Origin of the sequence: Cellulomonas humilata (assembly GCF_013359775.1) — a bacterium.
GTDB classification, from domain to species: Bacteria; Actinomycetota; Actinomycetes; order Actinomycetales; family Cellulomonadaceae; genus Cellulomonas; species Cellulomonas humilata.
The window spans coordinates 1-242 of sequence record NZ_JABMCI010000023.1; the positions used below are offsets into that span (position 1 = coordinate 1).

1 protein-coding gene is annotated in these 242 nt (G+C 67.4%); it reads left to right on the forward strand.

Features of this window, described 5'->3' with window-relative positions; translation table 11 throughout:
* On the forward strand, positions 1-242 hold a 242-nt coding region (locus HP550_RS21865; RefSeq protein WP_210767468.1), incomplete at both ends, for an HNH endonuclease signature motif containing protein.

Below are 242 nucleotides of genomic sequence, written 5' to 3' on the forward strand. Positions count from 1 at the left end.
ACGTCGGCCGCACCAAGCGGTTGTTCACCACCGCGCAACGACGCGCCGCGATCGTGCGCGACGGGCAGTGCACCTGGAACGGGTGCGACCAGCACGCGTCCCGCTGCGAGGTGCACCACATCCGCTGGTGGGACCGAGACACAGGTGCCACCTCTCTCAGCAACGCCGCGGTGTTGTGCAAGCACCACCACACCGAGGTCCACCGACTCAACCTGAGCATCACCCGCCTGGAGAAACCCCCA